The organism is Arthrobacter sp. Y3221159 (assembly GCF_059089885.1).
The window spans coordinates 215,184-223,734 of the sequence record NZ_JBNHFC010000006.1; the positions used below are offsets into that span (position 1 = coordinate 215,184).

Below are 8,551 nucleotides of genomic sequence, written 5' to 3' on the forward strand. Positions count from 1 at the left end.
CCACCCGCGCCATAAGTTTGTGCCTGTTGGCGGGTGCCTTTTCCGTTTGGAGGAGGAATCAGCCGGCCATCATCGAGAACAGAGGAGTCGACAGCGCCTGTGGCTAACGACAATACAGATCTGGCAGTTGAACCCGCAGTCGAGGATGCCCGTACGCCTGACACTCCTGCGGAATCCGCGAAGCCGCGCGAATACGGGGCCAGCGACATCACTGTCCTTGAGGGTTTGGAAGCCGTCCGGAAACGTCCCGGCATGTACATCGGCTCCACCGGGCCGCGCGGTCTCCACCACCTGGTCTACGAAGTGGTGGATAACTCCGTCGACGAAGCCCTCGCTGGCTACTGCACGCATATCGAGGTGGTCCTGCAGGCCGACGGCGGTGTCAAGGTTGTGGATGACGGCCGTGGCATTCCCGTGGACATGCACCCCACCGAGCACAAGCCCACCGTCGAAGTTGTCATGACCATCCTGCACGCCGGCGGCAAGTTCGGCGGCGGCGGCTACGCCGTGTCCGGCGGCCTTCACGGCGTGGGCATCTCCGTTGTCAACGCGCTGTCCAGCCGAGTGGATACAGAGGTCCGCCGGCAGGGCCACGTCTGGCGCATGTCCTTCGCCAATGGCGGCAAGCCCCAGGGCAGCCTGGTCAAGGGCGAGGAAACGGACGTCACCGGTACCAGCCAGACGTTCTACCCGGACCCGGAAATCTTCGAGTCCACCGAGTTCGACTTTGAGACCCTCCGTGCCCGCTTCCAGCAGATGGCGTTCCTGAACAAGGGCCTGCGCATCACGCTGACGGACGAGCGCACGCCCACCGCTGAAGACGCCGACGCCGACCTGGATCTCGATGCCATCGCCACCGAGGGCGAGGTCAGCGCGGAGCACAGGACCGTGGTGTACCAGTACGACGACGGCCTGCTGGACTACGTCAAGCACCTGAACTCCGGCAAGAAAGTGGACGTGGTCCACGAGGATGTCATCGCCTTCGAAACCGAGGACACCGAGCGCAAGATCGCTGTGGAAATGGCGATGCAGTGGACCAGCGCGTACTCCGAAAGCGTGCACACCTACGCCAACACCATCAACACCCACGAGGGCGGAACCCACGAAGAGGGTTTCCGTGCAGCCTTGACGTCCCTGATCAACCGCTATGCGCGCGAAAAGAGCATCATCAAGGAAAAGGACGATAACCTCACCGGTGACGACATTCGCGAGGGCCTGACGGCCGTCATCTCCGTCAAACTGTCCGAGCCCCAGTTCGAAGGCCAGACCAAGACCAAGCTCGGCAACTCCGAAGTGAAAGGCTTCGTCCAGCGCGTGGTCACCGACGGCCTGGGTGACTGGCTGGAACGCAACCCCGGCCCGGCCCGTGACGTGATCCGGAAGGCCATTTCCGCCGCGCAGGCCCGCATGGCGGCGCGGAAGGCACGTGACAACGCGCGCCGGAAGAGCCCCCTGGAATCATTCGGCATGCCCGGCAAGCTCTCGGACTGCTCCTCAAAGGATCCGGAGAAGTGCGAGGTCTACATCGTGGAGGGTGACTCGGCAGGCGGTTCCGCCAAGCGCGGGCGCAACCCCGAAACCCAGGCGATCCTGCCGCTGCGGGGGAAGATCCTGAATGTGGAGCGCGCGCGCCTGGACAAAGCCCTGGGCAACGCCGAAGTCCAGTCCATGATCACCGCCTTCGGCACCGGCATCGGCGAGGACTTCGACCTCTCCAAGCTCCGGTACCACAAGATTGTCCTGATGGCCGATGCCGACGTGGACGGCCAGCACATCACCACCCTCCTGATGACGCTGTTGTTCCGCTACATGCGTCCCCTGATCGAGAACGGCTACGTGTACCTGGCACAGCCGCCGCTGTACCGCATCAAGTGGTCCAACGCTGCGCACGATTACGTGTACAGCGACCGCGAACGCGACGCCAAGCTCGTGGCCGGCCAGGCCGCTGGCCGCAGGATCCCCAAGGACAACGGCATCCAGCGCTACAAGGGCCTCGGCGAGATGGACTACACCGAGCTGTGGGACACCACCATGGACCCGGACAACCGGACGCTGCTGCAGGTCACCATGGACGACGCCCTCGCCGCCGACCAGATCTTCTCCGTCCTTATGGGCGAAGACGTGGAGTCCCGCCGAAACTTCATTCAGCAGAACGCCAAGGACGTCAGGTTCCTGGATATCTAGGGCACCGCGCAAAATATCCGGACTTCGACATATACCTGAAACGGAAATTAATAGATGAGCGACGAAACACCCGAGAACCCGGCGCCTGACGCCGGAACCCCGGACACCGTTCTTGAGGGCGACGTGCTGATTGACCGCGTGGAGCAGGTGGACCTGCAGACGGAAATGCAGCGGTCCTACCTGGACTACGCCATGGCCGTCATCGTGGGCCGTGCCCTTCCCGATGTCCGTGACGGGCTCAAGCCCGTCCACCGCCGCGTCTTGTACGCGATGTTCGACGGCGGCTACCGCCCCGACCGTTCCTTCAACAAGTGCGCCCGCGTGGTGGGCGAGGTCATGGGCCAGTACCACCCCCATGGCGACACGGCGATCTACGACGCCCTGGTCCGCCTGATCCAGGACTGGACCATGCGGTACCCGCTGGCGCTGGGCCAGGGAAACTTTGGTTCCCCGGGCAACGACGGCGCGGCAGCTCCGCGTTACACCGAAACCAAGATGGCACCGCTGGCCATGGAAATGGTCCGCGACATCGACGAGGAAACCGTCGATTTCCAGGACAACTACGACGGCAAGAACCAGGAACCCACCATCCTGCCGGCCCGGTTTCCCAACCTGCTGGTCAACGGTTCGTCCGGCATCGCCGTCGGCATGGCCACCAACATTCCGCCGCACAACCTCCGCGAAGTGGCCGACGGCGTCCAGTGGTACCTGGCCAACCCCGGCGCCAGCCGCGAGGACCTGCTGGAGCAGCTCCTGCTGCGCGTCAAGGGACCCGATTTCCCCACCGGCGCCACCATCCTGGGCCACAAGGGCATCGAAGACGCCTACCGCACGGGCCGCGGCTCCATCACCATGCGCGCGGTGGTGAACGTCGAGGAACTACAGGGCCGCACCTGCCTGGTGGTCACCGAACTGCCGTACCAGGCCAACCCGGACAACCTGGCCATCAAGATCGCCGAACTGGTCAAGGACGGCAAGATCCAGGGCATCGCCGACCTCCGCGACGAAACGTCCGGCCGCACCGGCCAGCGCCTGGTAATTGTCCTCAAGCGGGATGCCGTGCCCAAGGTTGTGCTGAACAACCTCTACAAGCACACCGAACTGCAGAGCAACTTCTCCGCCAACATGCTTGCCATCGTTGACGGTGTACCGCGCACCCTCAGCCTGGACGCCTTCATCCGGCACTGGGTGACGCACCAGCTGGACGTCATCGCCCGGCGCACCCGCTACCGGCTGCGGAAGGCGGAGGAGGAAGCACACATCCTCCGCGCCCTGCTCAAGGCACTGGACATGCTCGATGAGGTCATCGCCCTCATCCGTGCCTCCAACACCACCGAAGCAGCGCGCGACGGCCTGATGGAATTGCTGGACATCGACGAGCTCCAGGCCCGGGCCATCCTGGACATGCAGCTGCGCCGCCTCGCCGCCCTGGAACGCCAGAAAATCCAGGACCGGCACTCAGAACTCGAAGCACTGATCGCCGAATACAACGAGATCCTTGGCTCCGAACAGCGCCAGCGCGAGATCATCAGCACCGAACTCGGCGAGATTGTGGACAAGCACGGTGATGACCGCCGTACCAAGATCCTCATGGGCTACGACGGCGACATGTCCATGGAGGACCTCATCCCTGAAGAGGAGATGGTGGTCACCATCACCCGCGGCGGGTACGTGAAGCGGACCCGCAGCGACAACTACCGCTCGCAGCAGCGGGGCGGCAAGGGCATCAAGGGTGCCCAGCTCCGCGGCGACGATGTGGTGGAACACTTCTTCGTCACCACCACGCACCACTGGCTGCTGTTCTTCACCAACCTGGGCCGGGTCTACCGCGCCAAGGCCTATGAGCTGATGGAAGCCGGCCGGGACGCCAAGGGCCAGCACGTGGCCAACCTGCTGGCCTTCCAGCCGGACGAACACATCGCCCAGGTGCTGGACCTGAAGGACTACCAGCAGGCGCCCTACCTGGTGCTGGCCACAAAGCGCGGCCTGGTGAAGAAGACCAGGCTCGAGGACTACGACACCAACCGCTCCGCCGGCGTGATCGCCATCAACTTGCGGGACGAAGATGAACTGGTGTCCGCGCAGCTGGTTTCGGAGACGGACGACCTGCTCCTGGTCTCCCGAAAGGGACAATCGATCCGGTTCACCGCCACCGAGGATGCGCTCCGGCCCATGGGCAGGGCAACGTCCGGTGTCACCGGCATGAAGTTCCGCGAAGACGACGAACTCCTGGCCGCCAATGTGATCACGGACGGCTCCTTCGTCTTCATCGTGACCGAGGGCGGCTATGCCAAGCGCACCGCCGTCGAGGAATACCGGCTCCAGGGCCGCGGCGGCCTGGGCATCAAGGTGGCCAAACTTGCCGAGGAACGCGGCGACCTGGTGGGAGCACTCATCGTCCAGGAGGAAGATGAAGTGCTGGTGGTCATGGAGGGCGGCAAGGTTGTCCGGTCTTCGGTGGCCGGTGTTCCCGCCAAGGGGCGCGACACTATGGGCGTCATCTTTGCCAAGCCGGACAAGAACGACCGGATCATCGAAGTGGCACGCAACAGTGAACGGGGCCTTGAGGGCGAGGAATCGCCTGAGGATGACGTAACGTTGGCTGAAGATGGCGGGGCCCCTGGGGAGTCCGCCGGGTCAGGAATGGCAGACGAATCACCGGCCGTTGAGTCAGAGGACGCCTCGGGCGACGCTGAGCCGAACGAAGACACCACGGAGGTAACGAGTGAGTAATCCCGACTCATTTCCCAAGCCGAGCAGCACTGTTCCCGACGGAAGCCGGCCCTCAGCGGCACCCCGCGTGAACGCCCCGGTTCGTCCGCAGCAGCGGCCGGCAGCGCCTGCCGCCGCCCCAGGCCAGCGCCCGGCCGTTCCCGGCCAGCGTCCAGCCCAGGGTCCCGCACAGGAGCAACCGGCCCAGCCGGGCCAGCGGCCAGCACAAGGCGCCCGCCCTGCCACAGTGGGCCAGCGTCCCGCAGGCGCTCCGGCGCAGGGCACTCCCGGCCTGGTCAAGCCCGCCCCCAAGGCCAAGGTGCGGCGCGCCCGGCTGCTGATCAGCAAGGTTGACCCTTGGTCCGTCCTGAAGATGGCCTTCCTGCTGTCCGTAGCCCTGGGCATTGTCACCGTGGTGGCTGCCATTGTCCTGTGGACCGTTTTGGACCTCACCGGCATCTTCGACCAGGTGGACAGCCTGCTCGGCACCCTGGCCGGCTCCGAAGGCGGCGGCTTCGAACTGAAGAAGGTCGCTTCCCTGGGCCAGGTCGCGTCCTTCGCCACAATTATCGCCGTGGTGAACGTGGTCCTGCTGACCGCACTCTCCATGTTGTCCGCCGTGCTTTACAACATTTCGGCCACCCTGGTGGGCGGCATCGGCGTCACCCTCACCGACGATTAGGACCCGTTTCCGCCGGTCCCGGACCGGCGGAAACACCCGATTTGAGATCGGGCCGGGATGTGCTGTAAAGTCATGTCTCGGCCCGATGAGGCATCGGGGCGTATAGCTCAGGCGGTTAGAGCGCTTCGCTGATAACGAAGAGGTCCCAGGTTCAAGTCCTGGTACGCCCACGGAACCTGTGCAGGTTCAAGTGGAGGTTTGGTTCGGGTTAGCCCGGAGCCGGACCGGAACGGGGAGCATGTGAAGAAGTTGCTGGTACTTGCAGCTGCAATCGCAGGCATCTTGGTCTACCGCAAGGCACAGGAATCCGAAGCCCGGAAAACTGTCTGGAGCAAGTCCACCGATTCGGTTGACTAGCCAGGGCGCCTGGAATGTAAGCCGGTAAATGGCTCTCCGGTTCTAGGGTATGATTGACGGGTTGCTTCTTATGGGGGCATGGCGCAATTGGTAGCGCACCTGCTTTGCAAGCAGGGGGTTCGGGGTTCGAGTCCCCGTGCCTCCACCATAAGAAAGTCCCGGTCCGCGGAAGCGCGGTCCGGGACTTTTGCTTTCTCCCGGCAACCATATCGACGAGTCCGGACAGCACCGGCAGTTAGCCGTCAGAGCGCCCATTAGGGTTGTCCAGTGACCTTCTTCCTCGCGGCCATGGGCGTCCTGGGCGTTGCCTCCTCCGGCCCGCTGATCGCGGCCACCCTTGGTGCCACCAGCGTCAGCGCCCTCGCCATCGCCTTCTGGCGGAACGCCATTGCCGCCGCCGTGATGGCCGCACCCACCCTCATCCGGGAACCCCGCCAGTTCCGCACAATAACCCGCCGGGACTTCACCTGGTCCCTGGTGGCGGCCGCCGCCCTGGCCCTGCACTTCGCCTGCTTCATCACCTCGCTCCAGCTGACGTCGGTTGCCGCGGCCACGGCCCTGGTCTGCCTGCAGTCGGCCTGGATCGCGGTGTTCCAGCTGTTCCGCGGCGTCCGGCATCGCTGGCAGGTCCTCGCTGGGCTCGGCACTGCGTTTGTCGGCGTCGTGGCCATCACAGGTTTCGACATGGGATCGTCGCCGCAGGCCCTGCTTGGCGACCTGCTCGCGGTGGCCGGGGGCGCACTGGCCGGCCTTTACACACTGGCCGGCGGCAAAGCGCGGCAGAACATGACCACCAGCAGCTACACCACGCTGTGCTACGGGGTCTGTGCCGCCCTCGTGGCGCTAATGGCGCTGGTGGCCGGACAGCCGCTGGCCGGCTTCGAGGCCGCGGGCTGGCTTGGCATCGCAGCTATCACCGTCTGCGCGCAGCTGGTAGGGCACACGGCGTTCAACCACCTGCTCGCCACCATGAGCCCCCTCCTGGTATCGATGATCATCCTTCTCGAAATACCGGGTGCTGCGCTACTTGCGGCATTGTTCCTCGGGGAGACCTTGCCGGCCGGCACGTATGCGGGGCTGGGGCTGATCCTGGCGGGGCTCGCCGTCGTCGTCCTGGGGCAGAAGCCCGGAAGGACCGGCAGGCGCCCCACGGCACGCGGGGAGGAGCCGCCGTCGGAACGGCTGGCGGAGCTGGGGACGGACTAGCTACTGGCCGCCACGGCGGACCGGCTGCGCCGTGTTCACGGTGTGGATGGCGCGCAGGAGCTTGGCCGGGAAGTAGACGGAGAAGAAGACCACCATCGGTGCCTTCAAGGCCATTTTCTTGACGTTGTGTGCCTTGTATGTGCGGTCGAACCGGGTGACGTAATAGCGGTAATCCCGCGGTGAATCCTCCAGCCGGCGGGCCGACATCCCGGACACCATCTGGGCGCAGTACTGCACTTTGAGCTCGTGGTCGGCCAGATGCAGGGACAGGTCGATGTCCTCGTGCATCTCGTCTTTCTCGTCCCGGCACGTCTCGGCCCGGATGGTCTCCCACGCGGAGGCCCGCAGCGCCATGTTGGAGCCGAACAGGAAGTGGTACTGGTGCTTGGCCAGCTTGAGCATGAGCTGGCGCATCTTGTCGTCCGCCTTCAGCCCAAAACGGCGCATCGGCATGTCGTAGTAGACCACGGGGCCTGTGGCTGCCTGCACCGACGGGTCAAGGAACGCCTTCTGCACCTGCTCCACCCAGTCCGGCTCCAGGACGGAGTCAGCGTCGATCCGTCCCAGGATGTCGCCGGTGGCGTGGTCCAGTCCGAAGTTGCGGGTGGGAATCAGACCCTGCTCGCGGTCCTGGCTCAGCAGGATGATAGGGCTTTCCGGATACTCAAGCTGCATCTGCCGGACAATGTCGGCGGTCCGGTCCTTCGAGAGGTTGTCCACCACGATGATCTCGTGCGCCGGGACGGACTGGTAGATGGCAGCGATGAGGCACTGCCGGATGACGCCCTCCTCGTTATACGCCGGGATGACGATGGACACGCGGGGCAGCTCGGCTGCGTCGTTCAAGGCATCCCCAAGGGATTGATCGGCTGACATCACTTCAAATCTAGCACCGCAGGGCCGCCGTGCCCGGGACCGGAACCAGCGTCCTGGACCCGCCGCGTCGGCAAACAGCAGAAGGGGCCCCGTCATGTGAACTGCTCCCCGGGAGTTGGACTGAGAAATTCAGTTCCGACTCCCGGGGAGCAGTTTTATGCGTGCGTCTAGTTCGTTGTCTGAGGATCAGCGCGAGTCCGCTGTAGCGTGGTTTGAGAAGGGCATCGCGGACAAGGCGACAGCCAGGTTGCTGGGCGTGGCCCGCTCCCCGGTGGGCCGTCTTTATCGGCGGTGGAGGATCCATGGCCGGGGAGCGTTGATGACTAAACCGACAAAGCGCGCATACTCGTTTGAATTCAAGCTCGCTCTGGTTGAACGCTTCGCCGCAGGCGAGACTGCGCACGATCTCGCCTCAGAAGCCGGCTTATCGTCGCCCAAGCTTCTCGAAACGTGGGCTCGGGCATACCGCCGGGAAGGGCCTGACGCGCTGCGTCCAAAGCCCAAAGGCAGACCCAGGAAACCCGACGCCTCGCC

At 64.6% G+C, this 8,551-nt stretch carries 7 protein-coding genes and 2 tRNA genes; 8 read left to right on the forward strand and 1 reads right to left on the reverse strand.

Going from position 1 to position 8,551, the window contains the following annotated elements; all coding sequences use genetic code 11:
- Positions 1-99: 99 nt before the first annotated feature.
- The 7 genes from gyrB to AC5RT3_RS08670 all read left to right on the forward strand — a co-directional run bounded on the left by gyrB (position 100) and on the right by AC5RT3_RS08670 (position 7,141).
- Complete coding sequence (gene gyrB / locus AC5RT3_RS08640) at positions 100-2,184, forward strand: DNA topoisomerase (ATP-hydrolyzing) subunit B (RefSeq protein WP_494051987.1); 2,085 nt, start codon at positions 100-102, stop codon at positions 2,182-2,184.
- A 54-nt stretch (positions 2,185-2,238) separates the two neighbouring features.
- Positions 2,239-4,917 (forward strand): DNA gyrase subunit A, encoded by a 2,679-nt coding sequence (gene gyrA / locus AC5RT3_RS08645; RefSeq protein ID WP_494051988.1) that lies wholly within the window; start codon positions 2,239-2,241, stop codon positions 4,915-4,917.
- Entirely contained in the window at positions 4,910-5,578 is a 669-nt protein-coding gene (locus AC5RT3_RS08650) for a DUF3566 domain-containing protein (RefSeq protein WP_494123972.1), read from the forward strand. The genes gyrA and AC5RT3_RS08650 overlap by 8 nt, the downstream gene beginning before the upstream one ends.
- Before the next feature lie 96 nt (positions 5,579-5,674).
- Positions 5,675-5,748, forward strand: a tRNA-Ile gene (locus AC5RT3_RS08655).
- Between the two features lie 70 nt (positions 5,749-5,818).
- Positions 5,819-5,935 carry a DLW-39 family protein gene (locus AC5RT3_RS08660; protein ID WP_494011392.1) on the forward strand — a complete coding sequence of 39 codons (117 nt, stop codon included), beginning with the start codon at positions 5,819-5,821 and terminating at the stop codon, positions 5,933-5,935.
- 72 nt (positions 5,936-6,007) lie between these two features.
- Positions 6,008-6,083 (forward strand) — tRNA-Ala (locus tag AC5RT3_RS08665).
- Positions 6,084-6,202: 119 nt separating this feature from the next.
- Positions 6,203-7,141, forward strand: coding sequence for a DMT family transporter (locus AC5RT3_RS08670; RefSeq protein WP_494011391.1), 939 nt, complete (start codon positions 6,203-6,205; stop codon positions 7,139-7,141).
- Here the strand turns inward: AC5RT3_RS08670 and AC5RT3_RS08675 are convergent, their stop codons facing one another.
- Entirely contained in the window at positions 7,142-8,017 is an 876-nt protein-coding gene (locus tag AC5RT3_RS08675; protein ID WP_494011390.1) for a glycosyltransferase family 2 protein, read from the reverse strand.
- A 319-nt stretch (positions 8,018-8,336) separates the two neighbouring features.
- Here AC5RT3_RS08675 and AC5RT3_RS08680 point away from each other — a divergent pair.
- Positions 8,337-8,551: helix-turn-helix domain-containing protein (locus AC5RT3_RS08680; RefSeq protein WP_494053885.1), on the forward strand; the 215-nt coding region annotated here is incomplete at its 3' end.

Coding starts and splice junctions, on each gene's coding strand:
- gyrA (WP_494051988.1), top strand. CDS start 2,239: ATGAGCGACGAAACACCCGAGAACCCGGCGCCTGACGCCGGAACCCCG.
- AC5RT3_RS08675 (WP_494011390.1), bottom strand. CDS start 8,017: ATGTCAGCCGATCAATCCCTTGGGGATGCCTTGAACGACGCAGCCGAG.